Here is a 13,557-nt window from a genome sequence, read left to right as displayed (position 1 = left end):
ACGACAGCGACAGCAGTGCCAGCATCGTCCACAGACGCGCCGTGCCGCCATCTCGCTTGCACCGCCCGTCTGGATTCCATGGTCGGCGATCGCGGGCGCCGGCGAACTGTGCGGAAGACTGATTTGCCCCTTCAAAGAAACTGATTTGCGCATCGGCAGGAGCCGCATATGGCAAGCGTTGCCGCCGTTCAGAACAGGCGTTCGTGAATCGCATAGCGGGTCAGCTGTGCAATGCCCTTTACTTGGAGCTTCCTCATGATGTGCTCGCGATGCGTGCCGACAGTTTTGGTGCTAATGTGCAGCTGCTCTGCGATCTCTCTGGTCGAGTGGCCTTCCACCAGCAACTGGAGGATCTGGCGCTCGCGCACACTGAGCGTGGCGCCCGGGGCCGGCGTGCCATGACTGCGTGCCGAGCGCAAGCTGGCCAACATGGCGGTGGCCACCTCGGCGCTCAGGTAGGAACGTCCGCTAGCCACGGTGCGAATGGCTTTGCCCAATTCGTCGAACGCGCAGTCCTTGAGCAGATAGCCCAGAGCGCCCGCATCCAGCGCGGCGGCGATCATGCGCTGCTCGCCGTGCGCCGATACGCATAGCACGCGCACCGACGGTGACAACGGCAGGATGCGGCCGATCGCATCGATGCCGTTGAGCGCCGGCATCCCGACGTCGAGCGCGACCACGTCCGGGCGCAAGCGGTCGGTCAGGCGCATCGCTTCTATGCCGTCGGCGGCTTGCCCGACGACTTCCATGTCGCTCTCCTTGCACAGCAAGGCCGCCAGTCCTTCGCGAAACAACCTGTGGTCGTCCGCTAGCAATACACGGATGCGAGGCATTTTCAACCTCGCGGACGGGGCGCGCGCGCGCTGCCGCCAGTGTCGCCGTAGGACAGGCCCAGGCGCGTGGCGGGCCTGCGCCGGCCTTGCGGCAGCGGTAGCACAATGCGGACTTGTGTGCCGCTGCCGGGGGCAGAATTCACCGCCAGCCTTCCCCCCAACGCGGCCAGCTGGGCCGCGCAACTGGACAGACCGAAGCCGCCCGCAGCGTTACCGGACGACGAGCAGAGCCGGGGATCGAAGCCGCGGCCGTCGTCGCTCACGGTGACATAGACATGGCCGCGACCGCAGGCACAGCGCAACCAGACCTGTTTCGCGCCGCTGTGCCGGCGCACATTGGCAAGCAATTCGTTCGCTACGCGCAGCACCACACCCATAGTGGTCCGGTCAAGCGACACGGGCGGGCCGTGCAGTTCCAGACGCGTCAGCAGCGCATCCTGCCGCCTTGCCTGAAAGCGGTCTGCGAGACCGCGCAGGGCATCGTCCAGGCGCCCCTGCACCAGCAAGCCGAGGCCGAGGTCTAAGGTGACCGCGCGAATCGTACCAACCGCATCGTCGACCAGCGAGCGCGTTTCGTCGATCAGAGCTTTTGCCGTGGGCGCACACGCCAGGCCTTCCAGCTCGCGCAGCCGCAGCTGTGCCAGCGCGAGCGCCTGGCCGACTTCATCGTGCAAACCGCAGGCGATGCGCTGGCGCTCACGTTCGCGCACGCGGGCCTCAAGGGTGGCCAGCCAGTGCCGGCTCTGCCGCCCGCTGCGCGGCGATGCTTCAGTCGCCGATGCGATTCCGTCCCGTTCGCAAAGGCCCTGCTGCCCCGAAAATGCTGACCATGCTGACCTCTTGTTCTTGTTCCACGTCATGCGAGTCCCCATAAAGGCGAAGAATCGCCATTATCCGAATATCTCTTTTAAATATTATTCAATTGACATATATTTCATGAATGCCTTATTCCGCCTGAAGTGAGCAAGGGCCTCCGTGCCATCATCAGGTGGCCTGCGCGAGCTCCGCAATACTGCCAATGCCGTAGTCAGGAGGTGTCCGGCGGGTCTAGCAGGCCATGACGCAGGCAATGGATTGCCACCCCCGCGGCATTGCCGATGCCCAGCTTCCGATACAGGTTTTCGCGGTGCTTGCGTACCGTCAGATCACTCAGACCGAATTCCCGCGCGATCTGCTTGCTGGTCTGTCCACTGGCGATCCGCAGCGCGATATCGCGCTCGCGCGGTGTCAGCGAAGGCGGCGGCGCTAAACGGTGAGCAGGCTTGTCATCGAGCACGGACAAGCTCTGCGCCGCGTCGCGGGCGCTGCCCTCTCGCGGGTCAGCATAGGCTGCGGGCGCCGGCGCGGCTTGTACCCCATCCGCGGGCGCACTTTCCGCTTGCGCGCTGCCTACTTGTGCAGTGTCAGGTTGCAGGCGCGAGTCGGACGAGGGGGCGAGCACGACGAAATCCATGCTCGACGGCATATGAGGCCAGTTGCGCGGCATTGCGCGTGCCGGTCTTGGCTAGCAGATTGCTCCGGTGCTTGCGCACGGTCAGCACGCTGATCCCCAATTCGGTGGCAATCGAACGGCTATTCTTGCCGGCGGCGATCATGCGGAGAACTGCCTGTTCGCGCAGGGTCAATGTGTGCCGTGGTGCGTGTTGTGCCGGCATGCCTTCCCGCGGATTCGTTGGAGTCGGTCATTCTCGCAGATCGGCCGGTGCACGCTGGCCAGGCCTCCTCCAGTCAAACGAACATCGCGACAAAATAGATAAAAGGCAGCTTCTGCCTGGAGTTTAGATTGTGCCTCAAAGTGTGCGCACCACGCTGACGCTTGACACGACCTACGGAGCTGGGTAGTGGCTCGGCTATCACAACATCTACGCCCAGAGACGGCCAGATGGTTGCCTCGGTTCTCTATGTACCCCCTCTTCGGTGGGTCCTTTTCCGAGGTACAGCCGATTGCCCTGCTATTTCCATCACGCTATGATGATTTTTAGATGATGCGCCGCGCGCTCCCGCCTCATTGAGATTTTGTGGGTAGCGGAAAGAAAGGCGCCGCCGGGCAATGGGGGGTCAATTGGGAAACGAGGACTACAAGCACTGGAGACGCCGGTGGCTACGGTGGCACTCGCGGTCTCTGCTGGCAAATGCGCTGGCATTGCAGCGAGGTGAGTGGGATGCCTACTTTAACCAGATGCTGAGGGCATACGTAGCCTACGGTGACTTTGCCGAAGATGAGATTGATTTCATTTTTCGGCGAGTCGCCCACGGCGCACGGAAGCTCACGTCACACCTGGATGCATCAGTCTGTGCTCGGCGTGCGCAGGAGCGAATCCGGGCGCATGGGCTTAGACTGATGGCGGACGCCTCCGATGCCTTCGGCCAGGCCCCGTAGAGGAGGCAAGCCCACCTGCCTTCGTTGGTCACCAGTACCGGCTGCGCCGACCAATCGGTTGGCCATGGTTGCACAACAACAGCCCCCTCGCATAGGCCCTGCCTAATCTGTTCAAGGTAGGCTGATACGGCAGGTCCTTTGTGGGCACGGCGTTCGCGGCCGTTTCCAGTTGTCCAACCATGAATTACCCGTTATATTTTTTTTCACCGCTACGCCACCAACGAGGTTCGCCATGACCGTCTATGTCGCACATAGTCGAGCCAATGCAATCGACTGCATCAGAACGCGGAGCGAGGGCACGGTCGACCTCGATTATGAGGCTGGCTGGGAAGACGCCGTTGAGCTGGGAAGACTCGGGCAAGAACATGGTGTCAACGTGCAATTTAGAAGCATTGAGCATATTGCGGTTTGCTCGCCGGAGGCGCTATTGCGCGGCCTAAGGGAATCAAAAATCACATTCAGGCAGCGGTATCTGTATTGCGTATTCGACCTGACCTTGCTTCCAGAGGCTGCCCTGTCGGAACTGGAAGCTCTGGCTATCGAGCATGGTGACTATGTCCTCGCCGGCCATCTGCTGAAAGAAGCTACGCTCATCTGGGAATAATCCAGGAACTCAGCCCCCCTCGTCCTGCGCCAGGGCACTTCAATCGCATCGTGGCCGACGCCGCCACCTCTTCGAACGACTACGCGCGGGGCGCAATCCGAACGAATCGCCCAGATGCCTCCAGGCGGCACTCGCGCCACACCCATTCCCTGGGCAGCGAAGAATAAGCAAATTTACCTACGAAGAATCCCTACCCGCGCGAGCGCGACGACGACAGTACGATGAGGGGATGAGCGTGGCGTCAAGGAGAGTCGCATGCGGCCCCACTTTGCAATCAGAGAGGACCTGCCTGAGGTTGAGGCACTCCTGCGTTCCTGCGCCCTACACGTCGAGGGCGTCGGCGAACATATTGAGCAGTACCTGGTGACGCGGGATAACTCAGGGCTTCTCGGCTGCGTAGGTGTCGAACACTATGGAACAATTGGCCTTCTGCGAGGATTGGCGGTCGCGGAGCATGCGAGGTCTGCGGGACTTGGAGAACTGCTGTTGTCCGCCATTGTGGCAGAGGCCCGCCAGAAGGGTGTTGAGTCAATGGTAGTGCGTACCGCGTCCGCTGCCGCCTATTTTTTTCGCTTCGGGTTCGCGCCAATCGGCACGTCAGAAGTACCCCCTGCTGTTTTTTGCTCGCAGGAATTCTCACCAGCCAATTCGACTGGGGGCACCGTGATGCAAATAGCTCTGTAGGGGCCGTTGAGGCAATCGTCTCCCGAGACATATCGTGAAGGGAAGCCATCCTCTTCTGGGCCGCCCATCTGACCTCAGGAGACCCTTCTTGACTCTCAGGTGGAAATAGCCGCCGTGCCCCAACCCTCTGGAAGCCGCTCCGCCGCGACGGCCGGCCTCGGTAGATGCCACAACAGGAAGCCACCACCTTGCTCACAACGGTGCGCCAATGGTACCTAGCGCGGTAAATGGCAGGTTGAAACGTCCTATCGCGCCTGAATCCCATCGCACTGGGCAGCAGTGCCATGGCAACCGTTCCACTTACCGGCCGGCAGCGATTCCATAGAATGAACCCGACCCGGGATTCGACACGACATAAGAATTCCGTCGAGCCCAATTCAGCGCTGCTTTGAATACCTCGGACTCTCGCTGGCTCCAATCACTTCTCATTAGGGGAGCGACGTCCTGTGCTATCGTGGCGTACACGGCCGCTTGGTGCAGAGACTCGCGGCTCCGCTTTCCTGGGATAGTAAATGTGCGAATCGTTACGTGCATATCATTCGAAACTGCAGAGTTGCTGATGAGCAATTATGTCGGCATCCAAATGACACTGCTGTGACGGCCATCCCTAGCCGTCAGGTCTATTTGTGTTATGGAGCAGTGCGACGACGTGCTTCACAACAAACACATGCAAGTAGTCGTGGACGCGTGCTCCGGCGGCCAAATCGCGCAACACATCAAGATACGCCTCCTTGACTGTTTCCACAGGCAGGCCCAACTCTTCGGCGAGTCTTGCAATTCGCTCGTCATGTCCTTGGTGCCTCATGGCGCCTCTCGTGTCTTCGCTGTTCTTGCAAGGGAACTTGCCCCCCGACTATGCGAGGAACTGCTGAGGTCTGAGGCTTTCTCAGCGTTGTCGCGACAATTCCTTCAATGCACGTACTGCTTTTCGGCGTCTGACCTTCTTCTCTTTTTGCAGCCATTGCATGAACAGCTCGTGCGCTGGCGCATACTCTGCGAGTGCAGGCAGTGCGGATATATACGCTGAGCCAACTACGACGTCGTTCATCGCGCCAAGCGCTCCCTGGAGCTGCGCGAGACCCACGATGCGCTTACGGTCCGCCTTCTTGAGTACAGGCGAGAAATATTCAAGGAGATAACGCAGCCGCTTAATCTGGATGCGGGTCTGGTGGAGCGCAGCCAGGCTGCCACCTCTAGCACGGGGCAGTAGCTTATCCAACTGGCAGGACGCCGCTTTGACACGGGCCCGAGCGAGTTGCTCAAAGGATTTGGACTTCTCGAGTTGAGCGCCAGCAACTTGGTCGATAGCGGCTTTGAAAGCAGAAATCAGCTGAACGTGCGTCGGGGAGCGGATAGCCATACGGCTTTCCTCGCGAGCGTTGTGCCTGATGCCCTCCAAAGCCTCAAGGAGTATCAGCGCAGATGGTTGGCTCGACGGAACTGCGGCGCGCAGCAAGCCATCAATGATGACATCCCAGTTTCGTGGAGCGCCAATTCGGTTCGCAACGTCCCCAAGTTGTTGCCGCCAATGCTTGGCAAGTCCCTCTGGAAGTAAGGCCTGATAGGCCCACAGGAGCGCTCGGAGCCTGCGAAGGGCGACCCGCAATTCATGGCCAACCTCGGGGTCATTGCTCACGAGATAGTCACATGAACAATGCTCTAATGTCGCTACATCCGAAGATATCAGGTGCGGAAGGACGGTGAGCGCGTGGGCTTCCGGATGCAACTCGGATGACGCTGGGCAACTAACCATCGGCTTCCCCGAGAAGGGCTCAACTAAGGCGCAAGGTGAGCACGGCCGAGTTGGTAGTCTAGTCGCTAGAATGGCTACGCGAGACACGGAATTCGGTGATGTATCTCACGTATCTCCGAGGGACGTCCGCGCGGCGCCAGCAAGATTTCTCGCGCGACGCGGTCGGAGCCGGCATGGTGGGCGGGGCTTGCCAAAAGATGACGGCGAGCGGTATAGAGTACATCTTGGCGCTGTTCGTAGAGATTCTTGTACGCCGGCTCGTGTTGACTCGAACGCGAATAATGTCCGCCAGGAGCGTCATATTGTTGCAACAAAAGGGCCATATGATTAGGCCAAATCAAGTCGCAGCTACAGAATTACTGAAAATGCGTTGCGTATGGACCGTTGAGATGGGCCATATGGCGACTTGATGCGCGTCGACCAAAGGTACCTCTGTAGAAGGCACGAATGCCGGAGAGCGTTCGGCTCCAGGTGCAAGTTAGGTGGACGTGATTATTGTCGCGGGGGTTGTCGGAGCCATCCACATTGGATGGCTCCTTTGTTTCGGTCGCGCCTTCTGTGAAGGGGGCCCGGAGCGCTAGCTTAGGATTTTGCAGGGCGCCCGGTCTTGACGGCCTCGACTTGCGCAACAACGGCGAGCAGCCTCTTTTCCGGAAGTTCTTCGAGAACTCGGAGTCCGGCCCTGAGCAACTCGCTCTTCTTCACCTGCGCGCCGCCGGCCAGGCATTTCCGCTTCAGTTCAGCCAACTTTCCATAGTCGGACTCGGGCATGGTGAAACTATCCCGGACAACCCTCGGCTTCTTGGGTGGTTTGTCTGCCTGTGGTGCCGCACCATTGCTCGCCTTCTTTTCCTTCTTCGAGCTGGAAGCCCCTCCATCAGTCGCTGCTGCCGCGTCAGCCGAGACCTTCGAGGCAGGAGCCGCCTTCTTCCCAGGCTTGCCGGCGCGGAGCTTGCTGTCGGTCACTTCCTCGCCCTTTGCGTCCGGTGCTAACGACGCGACCGCCTTCTTCCGGGATTCGCCTGCCATCAAGTCCTCCATTCCTATGCATTTTCGTTCATACAGTATATATAGTATTGACGATTTCAACCTCGATGGTCCAACCAGGCCCGGCTTGGCTTTGTGACCCCAAGGAAGGAGGTCCCGTCGGCGGTTGTTCTAGTCGGCCTTTGAATCGCGTCTAGGCAAGTCATCAGTCGTTCTCTGGCCGCTGTTGTCTTGCTGGAAACGTAAGGCAGCGGTGTCATCCGGCGAGTCGGCCAACTCCGCTCCTCCTTGTTGTGTCCTGCCAGAACTCGCTGGCATTGCGCTGCCCTGCAAAACACGCAACAGGGCGGCAAGGAGCCGAGCATGCGCAGAATTCACGCCCCAGCCAGTCGGCTGTCCGCCCTCACGGCGCCGCTGACCTCCCCCTTCTTCCGCCCGATTGAGCCGAGTGAATCGAGTGTGCAATCGGTCAAGGGACCAGCGCCCCAAAATCCGGGTTCCAGTGCGCCAAAGTCCAATCGGGAGTTTTCCGACGCCGCCATCCGAACGAGCCGAAGCCTCTGGTAGCGGGTGTGGCGAGGTTCAGCACTGCCTTCGCCAACGAGCAACTTGTATTGCGGGACCAACCGCTTGTCGCCGCAGGCCTGGAGCTCGTACGCATCGTGATGCCTTGACGCAACCGGCCACTGAGCATGACCGGTACCCAGGACAGCGGCTTGCACGCATTGGCGGCTCGTGCGGCCTCATTCAGTTGAGATTCACCCCTTCGCACACAGGTGACCTACCATGGACCAGTCCAATGTTCATCGCCATGGTGGCAGCACGACGCGCGGCGCGGTGGACCACTCCTTGTATCCCCTGCGACTACTGTGCAGCCTTCTGCGACGCCTGTTCGTCTGAAGGCTGCCTGGCACTGGCCACAGCGTCGGCGGATACCTTAAGGCTACTCTCAGCAGCTTGCGTCATTTGCTTCGCGGCATTCCGCATATTTTCGAACAGCAAGTCGGTCGCCCTGATTGCGGCTTGCAATACAGCGTCTGCAGTTCCGGAGTCCCATGGCTCGGCAGCGCTTTTGACGAAGTTAGTCATCTCGTGCTTGTTCGCCTCGTATTGAGCTTCGGCCACCTTGTCGAGCGCTGCCTGTGTATCGGCCGCGATTTTGTACAGATGACGCTGATACGATAGCGCCTTGTCAGGCATCGGACGAAGCAAGTCGGTTTCAACTGCAATCAACTCCTGTGTGTCCTTAACTGACAGCGCTTTTTGTGCCCCCTCCTTTGTCTCGACGAGCGCCGTCTTCACAGTCTGAATATTCAGCTCGAGCAATTTCTTGAATCCCTCGAAGGCGCTGTTGGCCAGCCCCACTATGGCGTCAAGGTTCGCCGTCTGCACTTCAGCGATTTGCTTGGAGGACGATTGATTCATTTGCAACTCCTTTCTTGTCGAGCGCCCAACTCTGCCATTGACGGCACATCCGAGGAGGGGCTGGTGAACCGACTGGTGCGGCATGACCGGTGGCGGAACTTCCCAATGTGCTCGGGGTTGAACATGCGGCCCCACCGTGCGTGGGGCCCCGCCATCGCACTAGGAGCCTGACAAACAGGTTCTCCTGCGGTCGGAAGACTATGAGAAAAATCTAAGCTCGGACTGTGACAGAAAGGCGACGGCGGGCCTGTTCTTGCGCTCGGCGACGGTTGACTCTAGTTGCTGAGTAAGGGCACTGTGGCCCCAGATGCGCTAGACGAATGGGAAAGAGGTCCCTCGCGGTGGGTACTCGAGCATAGGCTGCCTCATCCGGATGACCAGATGGTTTCCTCTGCCGGTCGCGAATTCACGGTGCCCCCAAGAGGCGCGCTGCTGTTTCAGTTTTGTAACGTAGCTCAATGGCTAAAAGGCCCCTGGACCCATCACCCAGGCGCCTCAGGCCGCGCGTCAAGAAAAGAGCCTACTGGCACACCGTCAGGGTGGCGGAAAGCGTCGAAGGTGTAGCGTCCTGAATAATGTTGTTTGTCTTATCAGTAATCTTGATGCCCGTATAGCTGACTTCCGTCACCTCGACGTGCTGGTTGCCAGGGCAGGTCAAATCCGTTGTTTGCGAGGCACCTTGTGATGAGGACCCTCGTTATGCCTGGAGTCCGGGCACGCGAGCAACCGCCGAGCCAATTTCTTCCTCTGTCGGCTTGCGTTCGCCCCATTGACTTCCAATTGGCAAATTCAAATATCCGTAAGACTGATATGCGAAATTCTTGTCACATGTATGCAACTGATTGCTCGGCAAAGAAAATGACGCTGCGCATTTCCCGTGTGGGGAATTCCCTTTTCCTTCCTCCTTTCGCCCTGACAGGAATCAAGGATGAAACAGAACGCGTGGCCGGTCTCAGCTAAGCCATTCACCCATTCCGCGTTCGCTCCGGACGTCGAAATGCAAACCAGAGGCAGTAGTTCGACGCCGATGAATACCCTTTTAATCTGCGGCGCTACTGTCAGCAAGCGCTACTGGTTCGGGCTCTAACTTTAGTGAGGCCTTTACTATTTCAGGCATGAAACCTTATAAGCCTTCAGCAATTTAATCGATTCCTCCAGACCTACTTGATGTCCGTAATCGTTGTCCTCCGTGGGCGTGGCATGACTCTCGCTAGGCTATGTCGTTACCCGGGTTGGATATGGAGGCGTTAATGAATCACGAACTCTTTGTGCCCCTAACATGGCAACACGTCGTTGCCATTGGGACTGTTGCACTTTGTGCGGGCAATACAGTCTGGGCGGAACCCGGCGTAACACCCGAACAGAAGTTTTCGACAGGTTATCTGGAATCTGTTGCGACCGGCTACGAGAACGGTCAAGCAACCCAGGCCCAGGCCACCGACAAGACACGCGCAACAGCAACGCCTGGTACGGTGGCCCCGACTTCCTTCGTTTCCGAACCCGAATCCCCATCTGCTTTGCCAAAGGAGAAAGTGAAGAAGACCAGCAAGTAGTAAGGGGCGTCCTCCACCGCAAATGCCATGGCCGAGGGGAGGAATCAGTTCGTATCTGTCCCCAGGGACTTCTCAGACTGCGGCAACGCTCCGTATCAGTTCCTTGCCCTGATTCAGCACGTTGCCGACTGCCACGCCTACTTCCCACCACTGGAAGGCTTCGGCGGGGAGGCAATGCTGGTGCATCAACACTGACGCTCCCCGGGGCGTTAACTCTGGGTCTACCCATGCTGCGGCATTCACGCCAGACAGTACGACAGGCCGGCTGTCATTGACATCGGTTAGACCTCCTTTGGCATCGTCGGTAATGAGGACAAAACCTGCTCCCTCAGGCTGAACGGATACGCCAGGTGCCCAATATGCCAAGGCTGCTAGGAAACAAGGTCCATCTTTGCGACTTATATATTGAGGCCGCTTGATGCCTTGAATCATGGGCCATTCGTACCACCCATCCGCAGGGACAATTACCCTCCGCCGCTTCCGCCACAGTGGTTTGAAGTACTCGCTCTTCGCGACTCTATCGATTCGAGCATTGATGACAAAACAGGCGGGATAAGGTCCACTCGGCCTCCATCCCCAGAGGACATACTCGGCGCTCGGTGCCCCCTCCTCGCCCAGCCTATGCAGCACAAGGGGACTATGGTTCGGTGAGATGTTGTAACTCGGAAAAATTGACCCTGGACGAGCGCATCGCCAGCCCAATCCGTTTTCCCATACCTCAAACTCGCTATATTGGGCAATGCGTCCACACATGGTTATCTTTTGTAGTTTTACGGGACAGAATATGCCCCTTTTGCGCTCCCCGGAATTCGACTATGTGAGCTAGCAGACATGTGGGTCTCTCATCGGGCACCGACCTTGACCCCACTGGAACCCGGCTGGCAACCACTTCCTCCAGCGACGCCGGCGCCCGGACTCTGCCTTAGAGAGGAAATGTCATCAGCAAGGAAATAGTTAAGCAATTCATTACATTTATACGGGAGTGTCTATATTCCGTCGCGCCATAAGAGATATGAAAAAATTGTATGTTTGTGCAATGCGCAAGTTGCAGTGCACAAACTATATTGAAGCAAACTTTTGCCGGGGGAGTTCTTACTGACCACCTGAAAAGAAAGGAGGTGGAAAAATGCTAAAGAAGGTCTTACTTCTCGCCGCGGCGGGTGCGGCACTCGGCGCCGGAGCCACTTATGCCGGCATCGGGGCGCGGGATGTTTATACGGATGGCGCTAGGGTGATGGGACCACGAGACCCGTATACCGACGGAGGCAGAGCAATCACGGATAGACGGGATACGTTTACTGACGGCGCGAGAGTCACGGACCGGCGGGATGTGTTTACCGATGGCGCGAGAATCACCAATCGCGATGGGCTCGTCGAAGAAGGCACGCAAAAGTAGGTACCGACTGGGTTGGAGGTACTCCCAGGTAATGGTTTCGAAGAGCCCCTGTTTGGGGCTCTTTGTGTAAGAAAGACTGTGCATTTGTCAACAAGGCTTATTGACGACCCGGCCGCCTCGGCCGCTAGTGGTCAGGTCTCAAGCGGTCAGGTAACCCAGACATCTTCCACGACAACACACGCGCAGCGCGCGCTACTGTGACCCAGACCTTCTTCGTGCCCAACCCGCAACCCCTGCTTCCTCGCCAAAGGAGAGAAGAAGAGCAAGTAACAGGTGCGCGTCCTGCACTGGAGGCGCATCCCATGGCGTACGAGATTCGCCTTGCCCCTGAGCGAGTTCCAGGGGGCAGCTTGGTCTTGCGGAGCTGCAATTCTTTTCGAGCGTCGTGCAACTGACTAAGGTCGGCGCCGAGTAGGACTCCAAGCCCGCCTGTTTGCAGCGTAAGCCTGCCCAGGGTGCCTAGCTTCGACTCTCGGGACGCGATGTGAGGGCAAAAAGAGGGCCCGTGAGGTGTGAACCTCAGCGGGCACCATCAATCGGTCTTTCGACCAAGAGGAGAAGGAGATTGCCACGCACCCTAACAAAGCTATTCAAGACTAGGATAAGGGGGAACACATTGCCAGGCAGCTGGGCTGTTCATCTGTGAAACGAAATCCAATCTCAGCTAGTCTGACAGGCTCTGCATCTCTCATCAGGCAGGGGATACTCGCTCAAGCCAGCCAGACTAGGTATGTCTCCGCAAACACTCAGTGTTTCAGCGCGTGTTTGCTGCCAGAGCCGTGCTCCCAAGTACTGCAAATTCCTTGGGGAACGATTGCACTGGAAGATGAAGAGGTGTCGTCCTTCCCGCTCCAAATTGAGCCGTTCAGCATGATGCACAAACTGAGCCAGGAAGGATTGGTGGTTTCCACACTGCCTGCACACAGGCCACCGGTCAGGCGGCAGCCCATAGGGAAGACCGCCTAGCTTTTCGACGCCAATAGCCCCGATGGCACGGAGGCGTTCTACGTCGATATCTGGGACGTAGTAGCGCATTTTGCGAGGTGCCTACTCTGCTATCAAGAAGCGCTTTGGATTCTTGCCCAACCAGGCTGGCGTACGACCGCGCCCGGACCAAGTCTTTCCAGTTTTTGGGTCCATATACTTTGGCGGCAATGCCGGCTTCGCCTTGCCCGCGACCTTCTCGCCGCCGGCACCAGCCGGGCGACCGCGCCGGCGCTTGGGCGCAATGTCTTCGACCGTAAGTTCGTACTCGGCCATCAAAATCTGAATTTTCTCAATGACACCAGCGACCTCACTGGCGCGAACTTCGGCGAGCTGCGCTTCGAGTGCTTCTTTTTCTGCAATGAGTTGCTTGTAAGTTGCCATTTAAAATATCCTTCTTTTGGTTGGTGACTTATATCGTACAGCACTCTTCGAAGTTTTCACTTACTTTGCGACTCGAACCTCTGCGCGAGAGATTAGGTACCTGCTGAATTATCCCCTTGTGGTGCTATCCTTCCGGCCCCTTGAACCGCCCCGGGAATCGTGGAGGCTGGTTGGTTTAAGTTAATAGCAGTTCAGCGGCAGGGATTTGAAGCTGCCGATAGTAGTTTGCCTCAGCTTCGGCGGGCGGGATATAGCCGAGGGGTTCCATCAGCCGGTGGTGGTTGAACCAGGTTACCCATTCCAGCGTGGCCAATTCAACGGCTTCACGCGTCTTCCAGGCAGTGCGACGATGGATCAGTTCGGCCTTGTACAGGCCATTGATCGTCTCAGCCAATGCGTTATCGTAACTGTCGCCCGGCTGCCAACCGATGGTTCGATAGCCGCCTCGGCCAGGCGCTCGCTATAGCGAATGCTGACGTATTGGGCGAAATCAACTGGTCGTCGCAACACCTTTAATCAAGGAGGTGTTTATGGGACGACCAGCGGGGTGGATGCAGAAGTTGACAGGGCGAGA

Annotated in this window: 13 protein-coding genes and 1 pseudogene; 3 read left to right on the top strand and 11 right to left on the bottom strand. The window is 58.2% G+C overall.

The annotated features are described in order from the left end of the window. Nucleotides 1-188: 188 nt before the first annotated feature. The 4 genes from ACW4E8_RS24720 to ACW4E8_RS24705 form a co-directional block, all read right to left on the bottom strand. Nucleotides 189-833 carry a response regulator gene (locus ACW4E8_RS24720; RefSeq protein ID WP_456806921.1) on the bottom strand — a complete coding sequence of 215 codons (645 nt, stop codon included), beginning with the start codon at nucleotides 831-833 and terminating at the stop codon, nucleotides 189-191. A 2-nt stretch (nucleotides 834-835) separates the two neighbouring features. Then, nucleotides 836-1,693, bottom strand: coding sequence for a sensor histidine kinase (locus ACW4E8_RS24715; protein ID WP_456806920.1), 858 nt, complete (start codon nucleotides 1,691-1,693; stop codon nucleotides 836-838). A 167-nt stretch (nucleotides 1,694-1,860) separates the two neighbouring features. After that, nucleotides 1,861-2,286 carry a helix-turn-helix domain-containing protein gene (locus ACW4E8_RS24710; RefSeq protein ID WP_456806919.1) on the bottom strand — a complete coding sequence of 142 codons (426 nt, stop codon included), beginning with the start codon at nucleotides 2,284-2,286 and terminating at the stop codon, nucleotides 1,861-1,863. Beyond that, nucleotides 2,237-2,428 carry a response regulator transcription factor gene (locus ACW4E8_RS24705; RefSeq protein WP_456806918.1) on the bottom strand — a complete coding sequence of 64 codons (192 nt, stop codon included), beginning with the start codon at nucleotides 2,426-2,428 and terminating at the stop codon, nucleotides 2,237-2,239. The genes ACW4E8_RS24710 and ACW4E8_RS24705 overlap by 50 nt, the downstream gene beginning before the upstream one ends. Before the next feature lie 1,017 nt (nucleotides 2,429-3,445). Here ACW4E8_RS24705 and ACW4E8_RS24700 point away from each other — a divergent pair. After that, nucleotides 3,446-3,817: a PHA-granule associated protein 4 gene (locus ACW4E8_RS24700; protein ID WP_456806917.1), complete on the top strand. Its 372-nt coding sequence runs from the start codon at nucleotides 3,446-3,448 to the stop codon at nucleotides 3,815-3,817. Between the two features lie 255 nt (nucleotides 3,818-4,072). Beyond that, nucleotides 4,073-4,501 carry a GNAT family N-acetyltransferase gene (locus tag ACW4E8_RS24695; protein ID WP_456806916.1) on the top strand — a complete coding sequence of 143 codons (429 nt, stop codon included), beginning with the start codon at nucleotides 4,073-4,075 and terminating at the stop codon, nucleotides 4,499-4,501. Nucleotides 4,502-5,108: 607 nt separating this feature from the next. Here ACW4E8_RS24695 and ACW4E8_RS24690 read toward each other — a convergent pair. From ACW4E8_RS24690 to ACW4E8_RS24675, 4 genes are all read right to left on the bottom strand, one after another. Beyond that, on the bottom strand, nucleotides 5,109-5,306 hold the full coding sequence (locus ACW4E8_RS24690; RefSeq protein WP_456806915.1) for a DUF3562 domain-containing protein: 198 nt from the start codon (nucleotides 5,304-5,306) through the stop codon (nucleotides 5,109-5,111). A gap of 81 nt (nucleotides 5,307-5,387) precedes the next feature. Beyond that, entirely contained in the window at nucleotides 5,388-6,254 is an 867-nt protein-coding gene (locus tag ACW4E8_RS24685) for a CHAD domain-containing protein (RefSeq protein ID WP_456806914.1), read from the bottom strand. A 582-nt stretch (nucleotides 6,255-6,836) separates the two neighbouring features. Further along, nucleotides 6,837-7,283: a hypothetical protein gene (locus tag ACW4E8_RS24680; protein WP_456806913.1), complete on the bottom strand. Its 447-nt coding sequence runs from the start codon at nucleotides 7,281-7,283 to the stop codon at nucleotides 6,837-6,839. A gap of 822 nt (nucleotides 7,284-8,105) precedes the next feature. Beyond that, nucleotides 8,106-8,666, bottom strand: a complete 561-nt coding sequence (locus ACW4E8_RS24675) for a phasin family protein (protein WP_456806912.1) — start codon at nucleotides 8,664-8,666, stop codon at nucleotides 8,106-8,108. A gap of 1,250 nt (nucleotides 8,667-9,916) precedes the next feature. On the opposite strand from ACW4E8_RS24675, the gene ACW4E8_RS24670 reads away from it, so the two are divergent. Continuing rightward, entirely contained in the window at nucleotides 9,917-10,219 is a 303-nt protein-coding gene (locus tag ACW4E8_RS24670; protein ID WP_456806911.1) for a hypothetical protein, read from the top strand. A gap of 72 nt (nucleotides 10,220-10,291) precedes the next feature. Here the strand turns inward: ACW4E8_RS24670 and ACW4E8_RS24665 are convergent, their stop codons facing one another. From ACW4E8_RS24665 to ACW4E8_RS24655, 3 genes and pseudogenes are all read right to left on the bottom strand, one after another. Beyond that, complete coding sequence (locus tag ACW4E8_RS24665) at nucleotides 10,292-10,972, bottom strand: SOS response-associated peptidase (RefSeq protein WP_456806910.1); 681 nt, start codon at nucleotides 10,970-10,972, stop codon at nucleotides 10,292-10,294. A gap of 1,690 nt (nucleotides 10,973-12,662) precedes the next feature. Beyond that, a complete protein-coding gene (locus ACW4E8_RS24660) occupies nucleotides 12,663-12,983 on the bottom strand; it encodes an H-NS histone family protein (protein ID WP_456806909.1) in 321 nt (106 codons plus the stop codon). A gap of 175 nt (nucleotides 12,984-13,158) precedes the next feature. Continuing rightward, a pseudogene (locus ACW4E8_RS24655) lies at nucleotides 13,159-13,469 on the bottom strand (integrase core domain-containing protein); the annotation flags it as partial. Nucleotides 13,470-13,557 lie beyond the last annotated feature (88 nt).

The organism is Cupriavidus sp. CP313 (assembly GCF_054072015.1).
Note: the sequence above shows the minus strand (reverse complement) of the source record. Positions and strands in the feature narration are given on the sequence as shown.

What these genes read in the sequence shown, in the direction of transcription:
- ACW4E8_RS24710 (WP_456806919.1), bottom strand. Translation starts at nt 2,286, where the DNA reads ATGGATTTCGTCGTGCTCGCCCCCTCGTCCGACTCGCGCCTGCAACCT.
- ACW4E8_RS24690 (WP_456806915.1), bottom strand. Translation starts at nt 5,306, where the DNA reads ATGAGGCACCAAGGACATGACGAGCGAATTGCAAGACTCGCCGAAGAG.
- ACW4E8_RS24675 (WP_456806912.1), bottom strand. Translation starts at nt 8,666, where the DNA reads ATGAATCAATCGTCCTCCAAGCAAATCGCTGAAGTGCAGACGGCGAAC.
- ACW4E8_RS24685 (WP_456806914.1), bottom strand. Translation starts at nt 6,254, where the DNA reads ATGGTTAGTTGCCCAGCGTCATCCGAGTTGCATCCGGAAGCCCACGCG.
- ACW4E8_RS24695 (WP_456806916.1), top strand. Translation starts at nt 4,073, where the DNA reads ATGCGGCCCCACTTTGCAATCAGAGAGGACCTGCCTGAGGTTGAGGCA.
- ACW4E8_RS24665 (WP_456806910.1), bottom strand. Translation starts at nt 10,972, where the DNA reads ATGTGTGGACGCATTGCCCAATATAGCGAGTTTGAGGTATGGGAAAAC.
- ACW4E8_RS24680 (WP_456806913.1), bottom strand. Translation starts at nt 7,283, where the DNA reads ATGGCAGGCGAATCCCGGAAGAAGGCGGTCGCGTCGTTAGCACCGGAC.
- ACW4E8_RS24720 (WP_456806921.1), bottom strand. Translation starts at nt 833, where the DNA reads ATGCCTCGCATCCGTGTATTGCTAGCGGACGACCACAGGTTGTTTCGC.
- ACW4E8_RS24700 (WP_456806917.1), top strand. Translation starts at nt 3,446, where the DNA reads ATGACCGTCTATGTCGCACATAGTCGAGCCAATGCAATCGACTGCATC.
- ACW4E8_RS24705 (WP_456806918.1), bottom strand. Translation starts at nt 2,428, where the DNA reads ATGATCGCCGCCGGCAAGAATAGCCGTTCGATTGCCACCGAATTGGGG.
- ACW4E8_RS24715 (WP_456806920.1), bottom strand. Translation starts at nt 1,693, where the DNA reads ATGACGTGGAACAAGAACAAGAGGTCAGCATGGTCAGCATTTTCGGGG.
- ACW4E8_RS24670 (WP_456806911.1), top strand. Translation starts at nt 9,917, where the DNA reads ATGAATCACGAACTCTTTGTGCCCCTAACATGGCAACACGTCGTTGCC.
- ACW4E8_RS24660 (WP_456806909.1), bottom strand. Translation starts at nt 12,983, where the DNA reads ATGGCAACTTACAAGCAACTCATTGCAGAAAAAGAAGCACTCGAAGCG.